The following is a 21,598-nucleotide window of genomic DNA, read 5'->3' on the forward strand; positions in this document are numbered from 1 at the left end:
TTTCACCCTTTCTCTACTTTACATTTGTATGCGAATCGTTTGATTCGTAAGGATGGTGATACTGCTCTGCCTTATTGAACCTCTTAAACAGTACATACAAAATCCCCATCCAAATCGCTCCCCGCACAATCGTCATCGGCGAACCGATGAAATTTCCAAAGAACACAATGCCAATCCCGATAAATCCAAGAATCGGAAATAACGGATACAATGGCTGTTTCCATGGCAGTGCCCCCACCTCCTCTTTTGCTCTCTTGCGATACAGAACAGCCGCAATAAGCGCCAAAGTCCATGACACCATCCAGGCAAGAACAAGCTGCATGGAAAGCTCCACATACAGGAAGTCCGGATTAAAATGACCAAGCAGAACCAATCCTACGGAACATGCCCAAATGAAGAGAATGCCATATACGGGAGTCTTAGTCCTTGGATGTAAATAACCGAAGAAAGCAGGTAAAAATCCTTCTCTCGCTTGAACAAAGAAAATACGGGAAGCGGCATATAGAGTCCCCATTAGAATGCAGGTCGCTGCTGCAATCCAGGCTGCCACGTTCATAAACAAAGCTCCCGCCCAGCCAAAAACCTGTCCTGCCGCTTCAGTAAAGGGCGAGCTTTCCATCGTAAATTGATCCCATGGAATAATTCCCTGCAAAACAATTTGAGCAAACGTATATAAAAGTAAAAAGGTAATACTGGACCAAATGAGGGCACGAGGTAAATCGCGTGGATTGCGGCACTCGCCTCCGGCTGTTGTTAAAGTTACCGCCCCTAGGTAAGCGTATGTTCCAAGCGGGATAGCAGCCCAGAAACCACTTACACCATGTGGAAACATGGGGGAGAAATGCTCCAGATTAATATCCTTGATACCGATAAGTGCAAAAGCCACCATAACAAGAGTAAGTATCAATACGAGATAAAGCTGCGTGCGGGCAGCAATTTCTGTGCCGACAATATTCAGCAGAGCAAACAAACTGATGAAAAAGACGCCAAATATTGTAGGCCACCACGCACCTGTTAGCTGGGGAAAAAACCATTGCGTAATCGTACCAAGCGCGATACCAACACTGCCGCCAGCAATTACCCAGCCAATAGCAAAAGTAAAGCCTGCAAGAAATCCCCACCACTTGCCCATGAACCGTTCTACCCATACGGACATTGCGCCTGCATTCGGCATCCCAACAGCCATTTCTGCTAGAGCAATCATGAGACAAAACTGGGACATTCCGGCGATAAGGTACGCGAATATAGCACTCGGTCCCGCTATTGCGATGCCTTGTCCCATCAAAAGAAAAATTCCGTCCCCAATCACAGCTCCCACGCCTAAGGCCCAAATATGCCAAAAACCCAGTTTCTTAGGCATAAGCTCTATACTACTGTCTTGCTTCATAAAGATGCTCCCTGTATGCATTTTCAAAGTTTTTATGCAGCACAAGCTCGGCAATATGCAGCGCCACTTCTTCATTCATATAATTTTTCCGAATCCAATCCATCAGCACCCGTTCCAGGCATTCTTTAAAGAGGTGGACTCCTAGCCAATTCATTTCAGGAATGGTGAAAGCATCCGAACCGTACATCACTTTATGGAACGGTGCCATCTCAAATACTTGCGAGATAATTCGCTCGACTCCATGACCGGCAAACGGGGTTTGCAATGAAATATCCATATAAACATTAGGCAAAATACTGACAATAAAAGCAGCTTCCTCCATCCAGGGATAGCCACCATGGACCAGATGAACTTTGGTATCTCGATACTTTTTGTTTCGTAGCATATCCAGAAGAAAGGACGGACTTGCTTTTGGCAATACGACTTCCCCATCGCCAATGCCTGTATGAATATGCATGAACTTATTGGCTTCCGTACACATTTCCATGGCAATGTGGAGACAGTAATCACGCAACGCTTTCACACTAGCCCGTTCATTTTCCCGGAACTCAGGGTACTGAGCAGCGGCTGTTCTTTCATCTTCCGGTGCAATCTCCAGACCGCTTCGGTACGCAATGATTGTCTTTAACCCAAGAATATGCCTTTGCTGAAGAGCTTGTTGCAAATCAGCTCGATATTGTTCGATAAAAGCGAAAAAGTCAGTCGTTTCTTTACTAATCCGAACCATGACAGGTTCAATTCGATACACTTCCCACGATGCTATACCGCTGAGATTGTCATACGTCTCTTTCGGTATCCGTGGTGTAGGGTATCCAAAATCCAGTACTAAACCTCTCAAATTGGCATCTTGAAATAGCTCCTGTGTGTATTTTGAAAAATCCCCTGTTCTTTCATTTCGGATTTCTACTACTTCTTCTATATTAGGACGACAGGAGAAATAATGAGCTAAACGCTGTAATGTGATTTGCATATACATATTGGACCCCGGAAAAACCAGCTGCTGTTCCTGCTGCTTCTGAAACATTTCTGGTATAACTGACAACGATAACTTTCTCATAAACTCATCTGCAGTAAATGGCTTCGTATTAGCTACGTACGGATGTGCATGCACATCAATGACATGCATGTTTTGCAATTGCTCTTTCATAAATAAACCCTCCTTTATGTGCTTTGCCAATGATAAACGCAACAAACATGCCAACACTAAAGTCAATAAAATTGGCTTTTTCCCCTTAAAATTCAGAAAAAAATCTTTCGAAGAAAAAATTTTTTCGAAAGATTTTTTTCTGTTAATTTTAAATATTTGATTTTATAAAACCAAAACTGTATAGTAATAATAAATTTTTGTGGAAAGCAACAATAAAAGCGAAAAAATCTTTTCTTTTAGGAAGTGATTTTGCGATGAAACCCTCTCTTTCTTTAACAGCCATCTGGAATTTTTGTTCAGATGCCATGATTTTAACGAATGAATCCGGGGAAGCTTTTGCGCTGAACCGCGCAGCTATGCGCTTATTTTCATTTACATCAGGAAGCACAGAAACTATTTCAATCTTCGAGCTTATTCCTGATCCTTCTTTTTCAAAACATTTTAAGCCGCGCCAGCCAACAACAGGAATTTCTATTCTTTTAGGGACGCAGGAACTAAGCGTCAGCGTTGTTCCATTTCCCGCCCCGCATCCTTCTTATTTCTTGGTCATCATTAAAAATATTACCGAGCAGCAAAACTTAAAGTATCAGCTTCAATCTGCCAAAGAGACGCTTCGGTTTTGCGAGATGATTTTTGATGAAATGAGCGAAGGCATATGTGCAATTGATACGCAAGGAAAGATTCAATTCTATAATAAAAAAATGGGAACATTGGACTTACGGGAACCGCAAGCCGTAAAGGGAAAGCGGGTTTTTGAAGTCTGGCCAAACATTACAGAGGAGTCAAGTACACTGTTTACTTCTCTTCGCCTGGCAAAGCCGCTAAGCCAAAGGGAAGTTCATTTCACGAATACCGGGAAAGCGATCACGACGGTGGCACGCACCATTCCGCTTAAAGTTGACGGAAAAAGCATAGGAGCTGTTCAAATTTCTTCCGACATTACAGAGAAAAAACATTTAACGGAAATAATTCGTACACTACAAACAAAAGAAGAATCAGTCTTAACCAGGCAAAATAACGAAGATAAAAGAAAAAAAATTAATAATCATACCCGCTTTCAATTTCAAGATATTATTTGCGCTAACCGGGAAATGAGAAAAACAATCGAACACTCTTATCGTGCTGCACGCTCTTCTTCCAACGTTCTTATCACGGGGGAAACAGGAACAGGAAAAGAATTATTTGCCCAAAGCATTCATAATGAAAGCAAAAGAAGGAATAAGCCTTTCATCGCACAAAATTGCGCTGCACTACCAGAAAACCTATTGGAAAGTTTACTTTTCGGAACCATTGCCGGGAGTTTCACTGGTGCAGTAGATCGGGAAGGATTATTTGAACAAGCACAAGGAGGCACTCTTCTCCTTGATGAAATCAACTCTATGAGCCTGAACCTGCAAGCAAAGCTGTTACGTGCCTTGCAAGAAAAAAAGATTCAGCGCTTAGGGGCTTCTCGTGTGATAGACGTAGATGTACGAATCATTGCTACAATAAACGAGGAGCCATTAAAGGCGATCGAGGAAAAGCGATTACGGGAGGATTTATTCTATCGTCTAAGTGTTGTACACATTTCTATCCCACCCTTACGCCAGCGAAAAGAAGACATTTTAGTATTGATTGATCATTTTATTCAGAAGCATAAGAAAAAACTGGACGTTCATGTAAAAAAAATGGACCCGGATATCCAAAATTTTTTTCTAGATTATCAATGGCCGGGAAATGTCCGGCAGTTGGAACATACCATTGAAGGATGTTTAAATCTTATTTATGATGAGGACATTATTACCTTCGAACACCTACCCCCAACATTTAGAGAGCAAATGTTAGAGTCGCTCGCACAACCTATCTCTCCTCCTGCAAAAAGCTTTTCGCATGTACCGCAATGGGAAGGTACACTGGCTGAGCAATTAGAGAAAATAGAAGTGTTACTTATCGAAAAAGCGTTACAAGAGACAAATGGAAATATTACGAAGGCTGGAAGCAAACTAGGAATATCACGTCAAAATTTAAACTATAAACTAAAAAAATATCAAATCTCTTTTTCAAATTGAACGGTATTAATTTTATATATCGCCATCCCTGTTCAATAGACGGATTCCTGATTGTAAACTAATTCGATACAAGCAAAGATAAAATGTAGAAGTGCAGTCCATTGTAAAATCTAGACAGGCTGGAATACACCTCCGCTATTCAGCCTGTTTATTTCCCCATGAACGATTTAATTTAACGATGAGTTCACACAGTTCCACAGCATATTAGCGAGATTTTCCGCCAATATACTACTCCCCTTGTCATCAGTTATCCCTTCATTTCACAATACACACGAACAATAAAACACGAACGTTTTTATCACATAATCATCTTTTTCTCTTTTATCATTGAATAATGTTCGTGTTTTACTTACAATCTTCTTATCAGCTTTGAAAACTAAGGGGGAAACTGATGGTAAACTATCTGGATTTCATACAATTAGGACGGCTTATCTGCCATTTTGAACCGCAGGCAGCAAATATGACCCTTCATATTCTTACACACGAACACCGGGAGGAAATTGCCCGGAAAATAATCGAAGGATTACTAGGGCCGGAATTTGACCAGACGCTTCGTATCGAAACAAGTTCCGGTGAATACACAAATGAAATTGCCATTTTACAAATAGGAAAAAACAAGTATACATTTGAGAAAGATCATCAGAACATATTCATCAGCAAAATCAATCATTATAGCTGTCGGATAACCGCAGGCTGCCACGGCATTCTGGCATACCATACAGATTACCCGGGAGTCATTCGGGATGTATCGCGTATTCTTGCAGAAAACCAGATCAATATATCCAGTATGAAAGTATCGAGAGAACACAAAGGAAAAAATGCATTGCTCGTTTCATTGACGGATGAGGAGATATCAACAGAGGCTATAGAAAAAATCGAAAAAATTCCCCAGATTACAAAAGTCGTGGCACTGCGTCCCGTATGAATCTCGCAGAGGAGAGGATAAAGAATGAAATATCGCTCTGTATTTGACATTATTGGCCCGATTATGATCGGCCCTTCCAGTTCCCATACAGCCGGTGCGGCACGAATTGGCCTGCTCGCAAGAAACCTGTTCGGAAACCAACCCACACGGGCAGACATTCTGTTTTACGGCTCCTTTGCGAAAACATATAAAGGTCATGGAACCGATATCGCTATTGTAGGTGGAATTCTTGGATTTGATACATTTGATAAACGGATAACCGAATCCCTTTCAATTGCCCAAGAGCAACATGTGGATATTATAATACGTACCTCGGATGATATTCCCAATCATCCGAATACTGCTCGTGTAACCATAAGTAATGAAACAAAGACAATAAGCGTGTGCGGGATCTCCATAGGCGGCGGAAAAATGGAAATTACCGAAGTAGACGACTTCCCTGTCCGCATCACCGGTGATATGCCTGCCCTGCTCGTATGGCATGAAGATCGGTATGGCATGGTAGCTGCTGTATCAGAGGTACTGGCTGCGCATAAAATAAATATTGGTTATATGGACATGGCCCGAAAATCTCGGGGAGCGGAAGCACTTATGGTAATAGAGACTGATCAAGTTGCATCTGAAACGATTTGCCAGAAATTATGTGTTCTTCCTTATATAAATCGTGTTTCCAGTATCCCCGCATTATAAAGACAGAAAAGGAGTAAACTATCATGATTTTTCGTACGATTACTGAATTGGTGAAGCTATGTTCTACAGAAAATAAAACAATCTCACAGATTATGATTGAAATAGAAAGCGAAACCTCCGGCAAAAGCCAACAGGAGGTCATCAATATGATGGAGCGGAATCTAGACGTTATGCAGGAAGCGGTAGAAAGAGGAATTGTGGAGCCTGATCGGTCACGCAGCGGCCTAACCGGGGGAGACGCAGTTCTTCTGCAAACCTATATGAAGGAGAAGGAACCCCTCTCTGGAAAACTTCTACTGGATGCTGTCAGTAAATCCGTAGCGACGAATGAAGTGAATGCGAAGATGGGTACCATTTGTGCCACCCCGACTGCTGGCGCCTGTGGAATTGTACCTGGCACTCTGTTCGCTGTCGCTCCAAAACTGAATGCGAACCGCGAACAAATGATACGTTATTTATTTACAGCAGGTGCTGTCGGCTTCGTTATTGCAAACAATGCATTTATTTCAGGAGCGGCAGGCGGCTGTCAGGCTGAGGTAGGTTCGGCTACTGGCATGGCGGCGGCTGCCATCGTAGAGATGGCAGGCGGTTCTGCCGAACAATCTGCCCAAGCGGTCGCCATTGCGCTAAAAAACATGCTTGGTCTTGTCTGTGATCCGGTAGCAGGTTTAGTTGAAGTTCCCTGTGTCAAAAGAAATGCGATGGGAGCAGCAAATGCAATGGTTGCAGCGGATATGGCATTAGCCGGTATACGAAGCGCCATTCCGACCGACGAAGTCATTGAGGCGATGTACCGCATCGGCTGCGCTATGCCTAACACATTAAAAGAGACCGCCCTGGGAGGATTAGCAGCCACACCAACTGGTCGCGAACTGGAACGCAAAATTTTCGGTGATGCATAACGACGCCCTCCCTGAGCAACCGCATACGTGCATGAGCTTACTAGCTCAGGGAGAGCAAACATTTTCGTTTCTCCAATGTCCCCCTGACAACTCGTTCCATGCTCATTCCTCTATACCCTTAATAAATTTATTTAGAGTATACTGTTTTGGAATTATCAATCAAGGTAATCAAAAAGCCCACTACGCCCCCGATAACTCCCGGTAATAACCATCCCAAACCCAAATGATACAAAGGCAATACATGATTAAATAAAGAATTAACAGTCGTTATCTTTATACCAGCAGCATTTAATCCATCGAAAACACTTACTAGACCGACACAAAGCATCGTACCTTGATATACCTCTGCTCGTCCTTTAAACAAAGGATGCAGAAATGTTAGAAAAATCAGAGCGATAGCTAATGGGTAAATGGCTGTCAATACCGGAACAGAAAAAGCGATTAATTGTGTTAACCCAACGTTTGCTATCGCTGCACTAAATACGCTTAATCCAATAGCTAATGCTTTATACGGAATGTTCGGCAGCAACTTATGAAAGTAAGCTGCAGACGAGCTTATCAATCCGATACTTGTAGTCAAGCATGCCACCGTTATCATTAATCCCAGCAGCAGTCCGCCTAACGACTTAAAGTAGTGGCTCGCAGCCTGCGCTAATACTTGCCCGCCATTATCAAGATGCCCCATCATAGAAACACTTGAAGCCCCTAAAAAAGTAAGAGAAGCATAAATAATAACGAGTAAGGCAGCCGCTATAAAAGAAGCTTTCACGCAGGTAAGAGCGATAGCTCTTGAAGTAGTTGCTCCTTTTTGCTTAACAGTATTAATCACCAATATTGCAAAAACAAAAGAAGCAAGTGTGTCCATTGTTAAATAACCTTCCTGAAATCCTTTAAAAAACGGGATATTCGAGTAATCCTCTACAGGCGACTGTATTGGACCTATCGGATGAATAAGCGCCGCCACGATTAAAATGCAAATAAACAGTAGCTTTATGGGAGTTAAAAACTTTCCTACAATATCCACAATCCGGGTAGGATTCAGCGAAAAAAAACAGCTAACCGAAAAGAAGAAAACAGTAAAAATAAGCAACGGTACATGTCCCATACTTTCTGATACAAAGGGTTTGACACCAATCTCGTATGACACACTTCCTGTTCGTGGCAAAGCAAATAATGGTCCGATAGCCAAATAAAGAACCGTTGTAAAAATAAGGCCAAACCAAGGGTGAACACGACTGGCTAATGAATGCAAATCCTCTTTTCCGGAAACTCCCATCGCAATAACCCCAAGCAACGGCAGTCCAACACCCGTTATCAAAAAGCCTACAACTGCAGGCCAGAAATTCGTGCCAGCCGCTTGACCGAGTGAAGCAGGAAAAATTAAATTACCTGCTCCAAAAAATAGAGCGAAAAGTGTTAATCCTACAATAAAAATAGTTGAAAAAGGTAAAGACTTTGATTTCACAATATTTCCTCCGGTGTAAATTGAATTATCTGTAATTACAAACTATTCTTTCGGCCTTTTCACTATATAAAGTCACAGTAACATACTATAATAAATTTCTTTATTTTTATCAACAAAAAAATTTACAAATAAATAAAATTACATTACAACAAGTTAGCAAAATCTGCTTATATAAACAGATTTACTCAAAACACTTGAATTTCTGTTTAATTTATGGGCTGAGGGTGATAATATACAAGAACAAGAGTTCGTATAATTAGTGATTAATACGTATGAAGGGAGAGAAAGGAATGGTTGATTATACGAACGCCCCACGTAATGATTACTTTTGCTTGGATGCACGAAGTTTTTATGCGAGCTGTGAAGCGGTAAAGAGAGGGTTTGATCCTAATAAGGTATTTCTGGTTGTTGTTGGCGATTTAAATTATAGTGGTTCGATGATGCTCCAAGTACGTTTAACGGTACAAAACAAGCCACTGTCTGACTATACTGGAAAACTAAGAGAATCTGCCTATGTAGGTACTACATTTAGCGCAACACTAAAAAGCACTACGGTCTCCAGAAACGTTGAGGTGCATTGTGACACTCTAGGAAAAACAAAAACTTGGTCAGGTATTTAAAATCAATTTCCAAACAACCTTGGCGAATATTTATCTCATCAAAGTTGTTTTCATTTTGGGGTTCAGCAGAAATACATACAATAACTTATCATAGACCTTAGCCGTCATTGGAAGACTATTTTAATCTCCTTCATGTCCGGTAATGTCAATTAGTGAACATAAGCCGCATTACTGGAAAAATTATAACAAATCCAGTATTATCAAGGATTTATGAAGTGTCGGCTAATGCTTGTGATAGAATTTTACACGTATCTCGGTCGTACCCATTTTGTTCTAAAATGTTATCCTATAAATAACCATGTTTAAAAAGGAGGTGTCCTATAATGAATCCTGTAGTGGATGGAAATTTACAACGCGCAGCATTCTTGACGCAAATAAATATTTGGATAACTTCTATTGTCTATCTTATTTTATTTATTTTAGTGATTTATCTTGTCTTATCAATGGTTTCGTATATGAAGGCAAAAGCGGAATACAGAAGGGAAATGTTATATAAGGCTGAAAGATTACTTACGATAATAGAAAAAAAATATAATGAAGATGATAAGAAAAAGTAAAATAACTAGATTCTTGCAAAAAAATTGTCGAAAAATGCGCAATACAAAAGGACATTCCGACCTTTTGTAGAAGTTTGGGCTACCATACCTAAAACCACTCAAAAGGAGAATCTCCAACCTTATGGTAGCCCTTCATTCCTCTATCGTCAAGTTTGTTTTCGTGTTGAATTTACTTCTATCGAAGCCAACGTCGCCATTTGCTCACCTTTCTTCACGGCATCATCCTTTGCGAAAGGCGTGTCAATATCAGCCAAATTCGCAGATCGACAAACCATGATCGCGACCTTAGCTGTATGACTCGCTTTCAATAGCAGCCTTAGCTGTTTTTGTTGCTCGCTCTAAAGATTTTTCCAATTCTTTCACAGCTTCTTTGAATTTTTGTGCATCATTGGCCTGCTGAGCTTCCACCAGAGCAGGTAATGGCTGAGCAGCATATCCCGTCGTTAATCCCGGCGCCCAGATTTGATGTTTAAACCATTCCCTGCTCGGCAGCCCTTTTTCATTCGTTAAATCACGTTCCTGCTGCATCAAGGCTTCGTTAATTTTCAAAAGTTGCTGTAATTCATTTTTTGACAGAGCCGTCTTGTTTGTTAATTTGGCTCCATATTGTTCAAGCTCTTTCGCAACCGCTTCCCATTCGTCTACTTGCTTCTTAACACCCGTTAAATCTATGCCAAGTGTTCCATGTTTTTCAATGTCATTTATCAGATTTTTGATAGATAAAGCATAATCGGAATACTTGAGAGGCAGAACATCTGCGTTTGCCAAACGTAAAGCCATACTTCCTGTTAGTTTTGCTGCCGCGGCATGCTGCTTGTATCCTGGATCAATAAACCTCTCTAAAAAGTATGTGTTATCGTACGCACTATGATATAAACCGTCAGGTGAACTAAATCCTAAATCTGCTGATGGAACGCCGATATGCTGGATAAACGCTGTATAATCAGAACCACTTCCCAACTGTTCGATAGCAGGTTTTTCACTCCCGGATTTCTTGCTCCAGTCTTCGAATACAGTCCTTTTAGCTTCTGGATTTTCGGTCACTTTCGTAATATTATAAATCAGCTCGTTAAGTGAAGGCACAGAAGAGGCACCAAAGTTCTGACCGGCTACGCTGTCCAGATTGATGTATACAACTGCATTCTCCGTAAGTTCCTTCTTATGCTCTTCAACCCACTCGGTTGACCCGATCAGGCCGTATTCTTCTCCGTCCCATCCCGCCAGAACTATGGTACGGTCCGGACGCCACCCTTCTTTATATAATTTGCCAAGCGATCGGGCAATCTCCATCGTCGTGGCCCACCCCGATGTATTATCTTTTGAACCGTATGCCCATGTATCCCGGTGAGCGCCAATTACGATGGTTTGCTTCGGATACTTCACTCCCGGAATTTTGACAATGACATCATTTACCGGTTTTTGACTATACTCAATATCAAGGGAAAGGTTTACTTTTGTTCCTCCAGGACCGATTTTGTACTCAAAAGGAAATCCTCCTTGCCATTCCTCCGGAGCTTTTTCACCTTCAAGAGTTTTTAACAAACCTTCCGCTGCTTCATAAGAAATCGGCGTAGTTGGGATTTTAGGCAATGAAGCAGCTTGTTCAGGCTGAATTCGTTCTACACCTTCTATAGATGGAGTTCCCGGTGTTAATGGATCACCCGGATAACGATAAATTGAAAGGATACTTCCTCTTTGAATCGCATCTTTTGGACGCCATGGGCCCTTTGGATAAACATCCCCTTTTAAATAGCCGTCATCTTCCGGATCAGAATAAATGAGAACCCCGGCTGCTCCGTGCTGTGCTGCAAGGTCAGGCTTTACGCCTCTAAAGTTCTTGCCATATCTCACAAGTACAATTTTATCTTTTAAAGATATGCCGCGCTTTTCTAGTTCTTCAAAGTCTTGCGGTTGACCGTAATTGGCATACACAAGTTCGCCTTCTACAGTACCGGAAGGAGAATAAGCATTGTCCAATCCCTCCTTATAGATAGACCAAATACGTTATATTCTTACAAGGGTGCTAATATTCTTATTCTAATGGTAAAAAAACACATCCAGTAAGTGTAAAAATGTGTATCTTAAGCAAGTGAATATCGATATATTCGGTATATTTAGACTATTGTTATGAAATAATGGTTCTATCAACCTAAAAAAAACTATTACACAGTAACCTTTTACTCTTCTTGTAAATGCGTTAGTATATCAAAGTGTTCATCAAATATGATTTCAATGGGAGGAATTATACATGCATACGATCGGTCAATATGCCATTCCCGTCTTTTTGGTACTTTTGATCGTGTACCGCAAAGTGCGAAAAACGATCGGGTTTCAACTATTTCGTCCCAATCGTTTACGGATTCGCATGGCGTTATTTTTGCTCATCGGATTCCTAATCCTGTGGTCCAGCTTCATTCATCCAATTTTGTACCTGGCTGATGCGGCAGGCATAATTTGTGGAATAACACTTGCTATGCTTGCAATCAAGCACAGTATGTTTGAACAGCGCGAAAAAGAGCTTTATTACCGTACACACATCGGTATCGAAACGACTATACTTATCCTGTTTATCGGAAGATTTGCTTACCGCTTTCTTGTTATTTTTTCAATGGAGCAAGCGGCGGCGGCTGAAAGTCAGCTTGATATGAAGCAGTATATAAAAGATCCGTGGACAGCCGGAATATTTTTCGTTGTTGTCGCTTATTACATTTGGTATTATGCCCACATCCTTCGCGAAGGGAAAAAATATATCCATTCCAGTGGCATCGACTAGTTTATGGAGCACTCATTCTACCTTGATTCTTCTTTTATATGCTTCTACACCCGGCTGATCATAGAAAAAGTCTTCTGCCAAATGACAGAAGGCTTTATTAATCAATAGGGCATTAGCGGCCCTTGCTTAGAATACAGGAACAACTGCACCTTTATATTTTTCTTCAATAAATTTCTTCACATCGTCTGATTTCAGCACTTCAATCAGCGTTTTAATATCTTCGCGATTTTCATCACCCGCTCGCACACTAATAATGTTCGCATGCTGTTTTGCAGCATCGGAGTCCTTCTTCTCCATTATAATCGCCTGATCGGTCGTCAGGCCGCCCTCCATTGCATAGTTGCCGTTGATGACTGCGTAATCCACTTCCTTTACAGCCCGCGGAAGCATCGCTGCTTGCATTTCTTTCACTTGAACGTTCTTCGGATTCTCTACAATGTCCTGTTTTGTAATGCTGTTCAATTCCTTGCCTGGCGTTAGCTTGATCCACCCTTGTGTTTCAAGCAATTTCAACGCTCGTGCACTGTTTGTTACATCATCTGGAATCGCGATAACTGCGCCTTGCTTCGGTTCGGTTCCTTTCTCCTTACCAGGATACAGTCCCATCGGTTCAAAATGAATACCGTCCAGTCCTACAATGTGTGTGCCATGTTTTTTATTGAATTGTTCCATATACGGAACTGTTTGAAAATAGTTTGCATCAAGTTGTTTATCCTCAAGCGCTGTGTTCGGAAGTACATAATCATCAAACACCTTTACTTCCATATCAATACCTTTTTCTTTTAATTTGTCTTTTACATGTTCGAGAATTTCAGCATGAGGTACCGCGCTAGCACCTACCGTAATCTTCTTTATTTCTTCTTTCGCACCTGTACTTGCCGCTTTTTCCCCCTGTTGACCACAGGCAGCCAGAAGACCAATACTTACTACCAAAACAATAAGAGCCAGCCATTTCTTCATTTACTTCCCCTCTTTCACTCTTGTCAGCACTACTCATTACCAAGATTTCATCGGGACAGCCCCTCCATCTCTCATGATAAGAGCTTCCCATTCTGCCTTTCGTTTTCTTTCTGCTATCTTAATATACATTAAACACATTAGTCAACTCAGAATTAAGGATATTTATTCGTTTGGCCCGTAAGAATCTTTTCTGTATATAAAAATAATCATTTTTTTGATACGGTTATAATGTAATTCTATGGCTTTTCGACAATCTGAAAGAAGTTCCGACTATAAAATCCAAACATATACTCTGTAGGCATTGGAAGAAGCCGAAGACACTATCGTGGATTTTGACAAAGGACTAGGCACGCTATAGATTTGCTCAAAAATAGGGACCCTCTACGAAAGGTCCCTGATGCAAAGGAGAATAGACGATGAATCTTGACCAATATGTAGGTAAAACGGTGAAAGTTACATACGCTTCACCTACGGGCCAATTGTACTGTACCGGTTTTGTCGAATCGTCCAATGAACGTATGGCTCTGTCTTTAATATGTAATGATGAGAGTGTCACCGTTCCATGCTACCGAATTATTTCAATAGAAATAACAGGAGAATAACAACAGCAAGCGCAGCATTCGCAACTTTCTATCTGCCCGTAATGCTGCGCTCCAATTACCTATTGCTCCTGGCGCAAGCGCGAATCAAGCACAAAATTCCCGAACGGTACTATCGACGCGACCAAAGCTCCTATCACCCGCACAAACGACCAGCGAAGCGCAAATGTTACATGGGCTACAGCAGCTATATAAAGTACAAAAAGCAGACCATGTAACGCTCCAGCAACGCTAACCGCAGCCGGAAAATCAGCAAAGTACTTCAGGGGCATAGCAATCCCGAGCAGCAAAAGGAACGAGATGCCTTCAACCAGTGCGATGAGACGAAACCTTCCAAGGGGTGTTTTTAGCATATTAGTACCTCCTATGAGTAATAAAGTGAACCTTCACACAGCGAAAGGGAACTTCTAGGACAGCCTAGCCCACCTACATTTCTTTAATTTACCAAGCCAAACGCATATATTCCTTACTATAAACCAAAAACAAGTTAAACATGAGGAAAATGCAGTTATGTTCAAGATAAATTCATTTTTCCAAAATAAATAAAAAAGAAACACACACATACATAGCAAGAGGATTGACTTTTCAGAAAGAAATGGTTATTAACATTCTTGCTACTCTACATTTTTATGAAAAAACAAGCATCATATGAAAATAAAAAAACAGCTTTCCAATATAACGGAAAACTGTTTTTTTATTAGTTCAACACACGGGTATGAGCCGATATCCCGCATCCCTCTTTAAACGGACATAGAATGCATGCGGAGCGATATCCTGCTCTTTCATAGTTCTCCGGCTGTTCAAGCAAATCTTTAATAACCGTGATGTATGCAAGTGCTGGGACTACATCAGAAGAAACTGGATGCCAGCTTCTTCTTTTTCCTGATAATAAAGATATAATCTCGATTCTTTCCGGAAGAATACCGAACGCTTCCTGTGAGAAAAGAACGGCAATATGTTTATATGGCACGAACGTTTCCTCGTCTTCTTCAAGCGTGAACTTCTTTATAACAAATGAAGAGCCTGTACCTTGTACAATCTGAAGTGTGATAGATAAGTCAAGAGCTAACTCCTTGCTTGATACCTTTACTTTTTCAAAAAGCATGAGCGGTGGCCCAGCCTGGCGATCCTCAAGCAAATATTGAACCAGATAATTACTCACATGTGCCAACACGGTATAATAGTGACCTTTTGATTCAAATAAGCCAGGCTGTTTAATCCAATACATATCGATAAGCTTCAATATACTGCATACGGAACGGGCTTGTGCGGGAAATCGAAAGTAATGCTCGATAACCTGGCGAACGATACGCTGAACGACCTGCTTCCACGTATAAGATTCAAGCTGTCCCTTTTTCGTTTGTCTGAGATAGAATTGATACGGACATCGGATAAACTCCTCCATATGTTGGTCCGTAAGTGTCTTTATGGAAATCAGACGTTCTTTATCGTTCATCAGGCATGCCTCCTATCTTTGTTTCCTATCTCTATGGCAAAGGGGAACGGCCATACTTTACCGAAAAGTAGCCGTTCCCTATCCTTACTTTATCTCTGCTTCATCCCGATTGTCTGGGCAAAGCTCTCTCCAAAAGATTTGCACAGGGCGATATCCGTACCGACAGGCGCAAGTTCGATTTTTAATCCTTCGGTGACTAATGTTCCGCCCCGTTCCTGAACTCTCCGCTCTAATAAATCTACTGCTCCGCAAAATTCAGCATAAGCCGTATCCCCGGACCCGAATACTGCCAGGCTTTTTCCAGTAAAATCTATGTCCTCCATATCATCATAAAAATCCAGGAATTCGTCCGGAAGCTCTCCATCCCCCCATGTATACGCGCCAAGTATAATACCGTCATACTCATGCAACTCATCAACTTGCGCATCCATCACTTCTTTTTTTATGACTTCCACCCCAGACGACCGGAGCCCGTCTTCAATCAGATCGGCCATCGCTTCCGTATTCCCCGACATGCTTGCATAAATAAGTATTACTTTGGCCATTTGACTTCCTCCTTTTTGTCACCATGCATAAGCGCTTATTATGTATATGAACAAATTTAATAATGATAATCATTATCATATAAAATGATAAGAGATATTGATAATCATTGTCAACTTAATTTTGCATAAAAGCGGAAAAACTTTTCTTTCTTCACCAAATATAGTAAGATAGCAACGATTCATAGGAATGTCTCTTTCAAAAGAAGACCCCTTACCATTTGAATGGAAGGGGCATTTTTTAATGAGTATTTTTATAACTTATGAGGTGAAATCATGCAACTGAAACGAATGCTTTTCATTATTATTTATTACTTTGGAGCCGGCTACTTATTCGCCCGCATCTTCAAGGCTTTATTTCCTACAGCCTCCACAACCGCATTTAGCCTATCACTTATCGTCTTTATATTACTGGTCGGAGTTATCGAGGTAAAATACATATCCAAGCCTTTCAAATAGACTTCATTTATTACAGATCATCAAACCCGTTCGCCGTCGTTACTTTTGCATACGAACGGGATTTCCCTTCAAAAAAGTCGGTTTTTGTCTGATTGAGTGCCTCATCTGAAAACGGACGTATCCATGGCATGCAGTTATCCACACCTGTATATGCTTTGGCAAATCCCATCATATGCAAACGCTTGTTAGCGATGAATCTAATATAATCGGCGAACTCTTTTAAATCGATGCCGTCTATTCCCTGCAATACATAATGGGCCCATTCGACTTCCAGCTGCACCGCTTCATCAATCGTATCGTATACATACTGTTTGTTCGCCTCTGTGTTCAACTCTGGAAAATCAGCCAGCAGCAGCTTGCACACTTCCCCGAAAAAGTAGGCATGCTGTGCCTCATCCCGCTGAATATAGCTAATCATCTGACTTGTACCAAGCATTTTCTGGTTGCGGGCCAAATTATAGAAAAATGCAAAGCCACTGTAAAAGAAGATTCCTTCAAGAATCATATCAGCTACAATCGCCTCGAAAAAGGTTTGCGGGCTTTTTTCATCACGGAAGCGTTGATACACTTTGGAGATGAACAAATTGCGTCGGCGCAGCACGTCATCATGCTTCCAATACTCGAACACTTCCTTTTGTGTTTGGTAATCCGCAATGCTTGATAGTACATATGAGTATGATTGATTATGAATAACTTCCTGTTGATTAATAATAGCCGCAATAGCGACGAGTGAGGAGTCCGTGAAGTATTGTCCTACATCCGTAACGAAATTCGTCTGCATACTGTCCAGTACGGCCAGCAGGCCAATGATTTTCTTATATGCTTCCTGCTCGGCTACACTCAACTCCTTAAACTGCTGCTTGTCTTTATTCATCGGAATCTCGGATGGAATCCAATGATTGGCGATTAACACTTTATATAACTTATACATCTCCGGATGCCGGATATCATCCCAATTGAGGATGGACGAGCATTCTCCACCGATAATCTTCGTCGCCCGGTTAGGTGCTTCCGTATTGAATACTTCCTGAACTTTCAGCATCATTCATTCTCCTTCTCTTCTCGTGTTTGTTACATGCACGATTCGCATTCATCCATTTCAACCGCACGACTGCGTACATAATATGTGGTCTTAAGACCATTCTTCCACGCGTCAATGTGCAGATGCAGGAAATCACGCGCATGAATATCTGGCCGTACATAAAAATTAAAACTTTGACCTTGATCGATGTGACGCTGACGTGTAGCTGCTTGTCGGATAGACCACTGCTGATCGATATGAAAAGCCGATTTGTAATACCAGATTGTCTTTGGCGATAAATCCGGCGCTGGATTGGCGATTTTGTATGTCGTCTTCTCTTCGTATGAGATTAACTCATATACAGGATCAATCGAAGCAGTCGAACCCGCAATAATAGAAGTCGAACCAGTCGGAGCAATGGCGAATAAATAGCCATTACGCATCCCATTTTCCGCCACGTCTGCAGCAAGCTGCTTCCATTCCTCTGTATCATATTTCCTTTGCGTAAAGAAGGCACCGCTCTCCCATGTACTGCCCGCAAACAGAGGATAGGCCCCCTTTTCTTTCGCCAATTCCATCGAAGCCTGGATGGCAAGATAGTTTATCCGCTCATACAAACTGTCATTGTATGCCACAGCCTCTTCACTTTCCCACCTGATTCCCTTAAGCGCAAGCAGGTGATGCAGCCCGAATGTTCCCAGACCGACAGCACGGTAGCGCTTATTCGTACGCTGTGCCTGCAACACTTCAATTTGGTTAATATCAATAACATTATCCAGCATGCGAATTTGGATAGGGATAAGTCGCTCAAGTACACCATCTGGTACGGCTCGTCCGAGATTAATGCTAGAAAGGTTACAGACAACAAAATCGCCCGGTGTTTTCCGAATCACAATGTCTCCATCCTCTAGCATTTCTTCCTTTACTGTCGTCGCTGACATGTTCTGTAATATTTCAGTACACAGGTTGCTGGAATAAATCATGCCCTGATGCTTGTTCGGATTCGCACGGTTCACCGTATCCCGATAAAACATAAACGGTGTTCCCGTTTCCAGCTGCGAAATCATCATCCGCTTCATGATGTCAATCGCTGGAACGGTAATTCTGCTTAACGATGGGTGGTTGACACACTCTTCGTATTTCGTGCGGAAGCTCCCATGTCCCGGCTCTTCATCATAAAAATCCTCCAGTGAATAACCCATCACTTGTCGAACTTCATGCGGGTCAAACAAATGAAACTCTTCCCTGTTCTCGACCGCTTCCATGAAAATATCCGGAATGCAAACACCTGGAAATACGTCGTGCGCCCGTAACCGCTCGTCCCCGTTATTCAGCTTCAAATCCAAAAAGGCAAGAATATCTTTATGCCACACATCCAGATATACAGCGACACTGCCTTTTCGTGTGCCGAGCTGATCCACGCTTACCGCCGTATTATTCAACTGCCGAATCCAGGGGATGACACCGCTCGATTTATTTTCATAGCCACGAATGGAAGAGCCGCGAGCTCGTACTTTTCCCAGATAGGTCCCGATTCCTCCACCCATTTTAGATAGACGGGCAATGTCTGTGTTGGAATCATATATACCCTGAAGCGAATCATCTACCGTATCAATAAAGCAGCTTGATAATTGGCCGCCACGCGCTTTTCCTGCATTGGACAGCGTTGGTGTTGCTACGGTCATGTACTGATTGCTAAGCGCCCAGTACGCTTCTTTTACTAAAGCCAACCGCTTCTCCTCTGGCTCATTTATCATGAGCTGCATCGCAATAATCATGAACCGCTCTTGCGGAAGTTCAAACATTCGCCCGGAAAAATCAGTTGCCAGGTATCTTTCCGTTAATGTTAACAGCCCAATATATGTAAATTTCTTATCCAGTTCAAAATTAATGACCTCGCCCAATTCTTCAAGGTTTTCCTTGCTATATGTATCAAGAAGCTCACGCTTATAAATGTCCTGATCCGTCAATTGCTTAACCAGACGATAGAAGGAACCATATGGCCGTTCTGCATATGATTTATAGCCACGGTTATGTGCTGCTTCCTTATATAATTTAGTCAAATAAGAACGGGCGGCCACGTATGTCCAATCCGGCTCCTCTTTTGAAATTAGCTCAACTGCCGATGTATACAACGCCCGCGTGATATCTTCAGCTTGGATTTCTTCTTTGCTTACTTTCGCTTGTACTCCAGCCATCCATTGCTCCTGACGCAGGTGCGGAAAATCATGTAATATCCGGCCCATATAGCGTTCAAGGCGCTCTTCATCAAAGCGCATCCTACGATTCTCTGATTTTATTACAATGCTCATATATTTGCCTCCTCTAAAATTGCTTATGAAAATAAGAAAAACCCCCGGTATTGCTGCTCGTCCCTTCTTCACAGCGAAGCCATATGGAAACTTTGTGTCACTTCAGGCGGACTGACAAAACTTCTGGGCATCCCAGCTGTGGGAAACAATTATCAATCTTTTTCACCTGTAATGTCATATGCTCCACAGGAAAAAAGCACCTTTTCCCATGAGAAAAAATGCTCCATCTTCATTCGTATTCAGCCGAAATCGCTGGACAGACGTGCTGCGCTTCCCTATCCAGTTCTTTGCTTGCCGTCTACACTTCCCCATTCCTCGTGGTTCTATCAGTGCTTTTTATGGCAGGTCTCCTGGCTTCGGATCGTTGCATGCATTCCGGCCTTCCCATATTGCTTTTGCAACACAGTGGCATAGTTGAAGCACGCTCCCCTTTACAGTGGCGGGACCGCGTCGGATTCACACCGACTTCCCTTTTAAGCAATTGACAATATACCTGTCAATCACACCATAAAAACTCAATATTTAGTTGTTGATTTAAAAGATACCACAACATCTTGATTATAACAAGAGAGAAAAGAACTGGTTCTTTTGAAAATGTTATAAAATAAAACTTCACACAATAGGGTATTACTGCCTGTTAAGGCGGGATAAAACTTTCGAGAAGTTACGATTGTGTGACAGAACAAGAACGATGTCGATAAAAGTTGGAAGACCGTGTTCTACTTTACCATGAAGAAACTCAGTATAAAAGACTTGCGAAATTTATAAAATGATGCTTTAACCCAATAGATTCTGAATGAGCCTCTCCTGTCTACGCTAGCGCGTTAATCGCAGGACGCAAAAGGGTCGTCGCAGCAAAAAAAGCAATGTAATTACGAGAACGGACCAGAAGCTACCAAGCAAAACCATCATAAGAAACGATATTATTAATCATTGAATATAATTTGTAAAACATCAGGAAATAAAATACTATTAATACAAATTAATCAAAAAGGGATGATATTATGCAAAATAACTGGAAGGTATTACTTGGCACTACAGTATGTTCTATTGTTTTCATGGGCTCTGCTTTAGCCACATCCAATTTACAATTATTTATTAACGATCAAGAGTTTTCACCGGATTATATGAAACTAAAAATCGAAAATGGTACCGCAATGGTTTCTTTACGAAGTATTGTAGAAGAGTTAAACGGCAATGTTACATACAATAAAACTACAAATGGTATAAATATTACGTTACCGGATGCAACTAATTTAGCCAAACAAGTAAAATTCTTAGAAGACGCCTTATTTCCAACAACAGCTGAATATGCTTTGCAAACATGGATTCAAGGAATACAAAATCGAAACGGTGCATTGCAGTATGCTGTTTTTTCTCCTGAACTCCGTGCAAAAACAAAGAAAAATTTTGATAATAACTCTTGGGTAACAGGCGGTTCAAGCCCTCATATGGGAAAAGTAGAAAATATTCAAACTAAAAACCTAAATAACGATAGAGTACAGTTTACCTTTGATTATCCACTTATTGCACAAGGAGAGACAATTGGTATAGGAAAAGCAGTCGTTATTATACAAAAATTAAAATCTGAAGATGGAAATCGTGAAGATGGGTGGTTTATTACAAATATTAAACTAAAAAACTTAGAAGATACGGGGATTATGATTGGAGCTGAAAAATTGTAAATTTGCACATCACGCCTGTTGATTATCCAGTATAATCCAGAGTAGATCGC

The 21,598-nt window shown here is 41.4% G+C and carries 20 protein-coding genes and 1 riboswitch; of the genes, 10 read left to right on the plus strand and 10 right to left on the minus strand.

Annotation, left to right across the window (positions count from 1 at the left end):
* Positions 1-13: 13 nt before the first annotated feature.
* Together HMPREF0083_RS18935 and HMPREF0083_RS18940 are read right to left on the minus strand one after the other, a co-directional pair.
* Positions 14-1,387: an APC family permease gene (locus HMPREF0083_RS18935; RefSeq protein WP_021623281.1), complete on the minus strand. Its 1,374-nt coding sequence runs from the start codon at positions 1,385-1,387 to the stop codon at positions 14-16.
* Positions 1,371-2,534 carry an amidohydrolase family protein gene (locus HMPREF0083_RS18940; RefSeq protein ID WP_021623282.1) on the minus strand — a complete coding sequence of 388 codons (1,164 nt, stop codon included), beginning with the start codon at positions 2,532-2,534 and terminating at the stop codon, positions 1,371-1,373. Before HMPREF0083_RS18940 ends, HMPREF0083_RS18935 begins: the two co-directional genes overlap by 17 nt.
* A 254-nt stretch (positions 2,535-2,788) precedes the next feature.
* Between HMPREF0083_RS18940 and HMPREF0083_RS18945 the strand changes: the two genes are divergently transcribed.
* The 4 genes from HMPREF0083_RS18945 to sdaAA all read left to right on the plus strand — a co-directional run bounded on the left by HMPREF0083_RS18945 (position 2,789) and on the right by sdaAA (position 7,099).
* Entirely contained in the window at positions 2,789-4,582 is a 1,794-nt protein-coding gene (locus HMPREF0083_RS18945; RefSeq protein WP_040303843.1) for a sigma-54-dependent Fis family transcriptional regulator, read from the plus strand.
* A gap of 391 nt (positions 4,583-4,973) precedes the next feature.
* Positions 4,974-5,507: an ACT domain-containing protein gene (locus HMPREF0083_RS18950; protein WP_021623286.1), complete on the plus strand. Its 534-nt coding sequence runs from the start codon at positions 4,974-4,976 to the stop codon at positions 5,505-5,507.
* A gap of 24 nt (positions 5,508-5,531) precedes the next feature.
* The gene (sdaAB, locus tag HMPREF0083_RS18955) at positions 5,532-6,197 is read left to right on the plus strand and encodes an L-serine ammonia-lyase, iron-sulfur-dependent subunit beta (RefSeq protein WP_021623287.1); all 666 of its coding nucleotides are present in this window, start codon (positions 5,532-5,534) and stop codon (positions 6,195-6,197) included.
* A gap of 26 nt (positions 6,198-6,223) precedes the next feature.
* Positions 6,224-7,099 (plus strand): L-serine ammonia-lyase, iron-sulfur-dependent, subunit alpha, encoded by an 876-nt coding sequence (gene sdaAA / locus HMPREF0083_RS18960; RefSeq protein ID WP_040303875.1) that lies wholly within the window; start codon positions 6,224-6,226, stop codon positions 7,097-7,099.
* Between the two features lie 127 nt (positions 7,100-7,226).
* Here sdaAA and brnQ read toward each other — a convergent pair whose 3' ends face one another.
* Complete coding sequence (gene brnQ / locus HMPREF0083_RS18965; RefSeq protein ID WP_021623289.1) at positions 7,227-8,564, minus strand: branched-chain amino acid transport system II carrier protein; 1,338 nt, start codon at positions 8,562-8,564, stop codon at positions 7,227-7,229.
* 290 nt (positions 8,565-8,854) lie between these two features.
* Here brnQ and HMPREF0083_RS18970 point away from each other — a divergent pair, with 290 nt between their 5' ends.
* Together HMPREF0083_RS18970 and HMPREF0083_RS18975 are read left to right on the plus strand one after the other, a co-directional pair.
* Positions 8,855-9,184, plus strand: a complete 330-nt coding sequence (locus tag HMPREF0083_RS18970) for a hypothetical protein (RefSeq protein WP_040303847.1) — start codon at positions 8,855-8,857, stop codon at positions 9,182-9,184.
* A 323-nt stretch (positions 9,185-9,507) separates the two neighbouring features.
* The gene (locus tag HMPREF0083_RS18975) at positions 9,508-9,741 is read left to right on the plus strand and encodes a hypothetical protein (protein ID WP_021623291.1); all 234 of its coding nucleotides are present in this window, start codon (positions 9,508-9,510) and stop codon (positions 9,739-9,741) included.
* A 285-nt stretch (positions 9,742-10,026) separates the two neighbouring features.
* Here the strand turns inward: HMPREF0083_RS18975 and HMPREF0083_RS18980 are convergent, their stop codons facing one another.
* Positions 10,027-11,718, minus strand: coding sequence for a M28 family peptidase (locus HMPREF0083_RS18980; RefSeq protein ID WP_021623293.1), 1,692 nt, complete (start codon positions 11,716-11,718; stop codon positions 10,027-10,029).
* Positions 11,719-11,989: 271 nt separating this feature from the next.
* Between HMPREF0083_RS18980 and HMPREF0083_RS18985 the strand changes: the two genes are divergently transcribed.
* Positions 11,990-12,514, plus strand: coding sequence for a CcdC protein domain-containing protein (locus HMPREF0083_RS18985; protein ID WP_021623294.1), 525 nt, complete (start codon positions 11,990-11,992; stop codon positions 12,512-12,514).
* Between the two features lie 126 nt (positions 12,515-12,640).
* On the opposite strand, the gene HMPREF0083_RS18990 is transcribed toward HMPREF0083_RS18985, so the two are convergent.
* Positions 12,641-13,474 carry a MetQ/NlpA family ABC transporter substrate-binding protein gene (locus HMPREF0083_RS18990; protein ID WP_021623295.1) on the minus strand — a complete coding sequence of 278 codons (834 nt, stop codon included), beginning with the start codon at positions 13,472-13,474 and terminating at the stop codon, positions 12,641-12,643.
* A 416-nt stretch (positions 13,475-13,890) separates the two neighbouring features.
* On the opposite strand from HMPREF0083_RS18990, the gene HMPREF0083_RS18995 reads away from it, so the two are divergent.
* Positions 13,891-14,076 carry a hypothetical protein gene (locus tag HMPREF0083_RS18995; protein ID WP_021623296.1) on the plus strand — a complete coding sequence of 62 codons (186 nt, stop codon included), beginning with the start codon at positions 13,891-13,893 and terminating at the stop codon, positions 14,074-14,076.
* Between the two features lie 59 nt (positions 14,077-14,135).
* On the opposite strand, the gene HMPREF0083_RS19000 is transcribed toward HMPREF0083_RS18995, so the two are convergent.
* The 3 genes from HMPREF0083_RS19000 to HMPREF0083_RS19010 all read right to left on the minus strand — a co-directional run bounded on the left by HMPREF0083_RS19000 (position 14,136) and on the right by HMPREF0083_RS19010 (position 16,074).
* Positions 14,136-14,426, minus strand: coding sequence for a DUF3817 domain-containing protein (locus tag HMPREF0083_RS19000; protein WP_021623297.1), 291 nt, complete (start codon positions 14,424-14,426; stop codon positions 14,136-14,138).
* 344 nt (positions 14,427-14,770) lie between these two features.
* Complete coding sequence (locus HMPREF0083_RS19005) at positions 14,771-15,529, minus strand: hypothetical protein (protein WP_021623298.1); 759 nt, start codon at positions 15,527-15,529, stop codon at positions 14,771-14,773.
* Positions 15,530-15,618: 89 nt separating this feature from the next.
* Positions 15,619-16,074: a flavodoxin gene (locus HMPREF0083_RS19010; RefSeq protein WP_021623299.1), complete on the minus strand. Its 456-nt coding sequence runs from the start codon at positions 16,072-16,074 to the stop codon at positions 15,619-15,621.
* A 273-nt stretch (positions 16,075-16,347) separates the two neighbouring features.
* Between HMPREF0083_RS19010 and HMPREF0083_RS19015 the strand changes: the two genes are divergently transcribed.
* Positions 16,348-16,530, plus strand: a complete 183-nt coding sequence (locus HMPREF0083_RS19015; protein WP_021623300.1) for a hypothetical protein — start codon at positions 16,348-16,350, stop codon at positions 16,528-16,530.
* A 10-nt stretch (positions 16,531-16,540) separates the two neighbouring features.
* Here the strand turns inward: HMPREF0083_RS19015 and HMPREF0083_RS19020 are convergent, their stop codons facing one another.
* Positions 16,541-17,575 carry a ribonucleotide-diphosphate reductase subunit beta gene (locus HMPREF0083_RS19020; protein ID WP_021623301.1) on the minus strand — a complete coding sequence of 345 codons (1,035 nt, stop codon included), beginning with the start codon at positions 17,573-17,575 and terminating at the stop codon, positions 16,541-16,543.
* Between the two features lie 26 nt (positions 17,576-17,601).
* Positions 17,602-19,863: a ribonucleoside-diphosphate reductase subunit alpha gene (locus HMPREF0083_RS19025; protein ID WP_040303850.1), complete on the minus strand. Its 2,262-nt coding sequence runs from the start codon at positions 19,861-19,863 to the stop codon at positions 17,602-17,604.
* Between the two features lie 323 nt (positions 19,864-20,186).
* Positions 20,187-20,388, minus strand: a riboswitch (cobalamin riboswitch).
* 479 nt (positions 20,389-20,867) lie between these two features.
* Between HMPREF0083_RS19025 and HMPREF0083_RS19030 the strand changes: the two genes are divergently transcribed.
* Complete coding sequence (locus HMPREF0083_RS19030) at positions 20,868-21,548, plus strand: hypothetical protein (RefSeq protein WP_021623304.1); 681 nt, start codon at positions 20,868-20,870, stop codon at positions 21,546-21,548.
* Positions 21,549-21,598: the final 50 nt, after the last annotated feature.

The sequence above is a fragment of the Aneurinibacillus aneurinilyticus ATCC 12856 genome, from assembly GCF_000466385.1.
GTDB classification, from domain to species: Bacteria; Bacillota; Bacilli; order Aneurinibacillales; family Aneurinibacillaceae; genus Aneurinibacillus; species Aneurinibacillus aneurinilyticus.